A 671-nucleotide genomic window follows, 5' to 3' on the forward strand; every position below is an offset into this window, starting at 1 on the left:
CGCTGACCCATTATACAAAAGGTACGCAGTCACACCCTAAAAGGTGCTCCCACTGCTTGTACGTACACGGTTTCAGGTTCTTTTCACTCCCCTCGCCGGGGTTCTTTTCGCCTTTCCCTCACGGTACTGGTTCACTATCGGTCAGTCAGGAGTATTTAGCCTTGGAGGATGGTCCCCCCATATTCAGACAGGATACCACGTGTCCCGCCCTACTCTTCGAACTCACAATGTGTGCATTTTCATGTACGGGACTATCACCCTGTATCGTGCGACTTTCCAGACGCTTCCATTAACACACACACTGATGATGGTTCCGGGCTCCTCCCCGTTCGCTCGCCGCTACTGGGGGAATCTCGGTTGATTTCTTTTCCTCGGGTTACTTAGATGTTTCAGTTCCCCCGGTTCGCCTCGTTAACCTATGTATTCAGTTAACGATGATGCACTGAGTGCACCGGGTTTCCCCATTCGGAAATCGTCGGCTGTAACGGTTCATATCACCTTACCGACGCTTATCGCAGATTAGCACGTCCTTCATCGCCTCTGACTGCCAGGGCATCCACCGTGTACGCTTATTCGCTTAACCTCACAACCCACAGACGTCTTGCAACGACTCTGAATCGTAAAAGTTTTTGAGAGACTCTGAATAACTTAACGTTATTCATTGTTTTCAA

At 49.8% G+C, this 671-nt stretch carries 1 rRNA gene; it reads right to left on the reverse strand.

Features of this window, described 5'->3' with window-relative positions:
- Positions 1-583: ribosomal RNA gene (locus CG67_RS05675) — 23S ribosomal RNA — on the reverse strand; the annotation flags it as partial.
- Positions 584-671: the final 88 nt, after the last annotated feature.

This window comes from Tatumella sp. UCD-D_suzukii, assembly GCF_000611875.2.
In the GTDB taxonomy this organism is placed as follows: domain Bacteria; phylum Pseudomonadota; class Gammaproteobacteria; order Enterobacterales; family Enterobacteriaceae; genus Tatumella; species Tatumella ptyseos.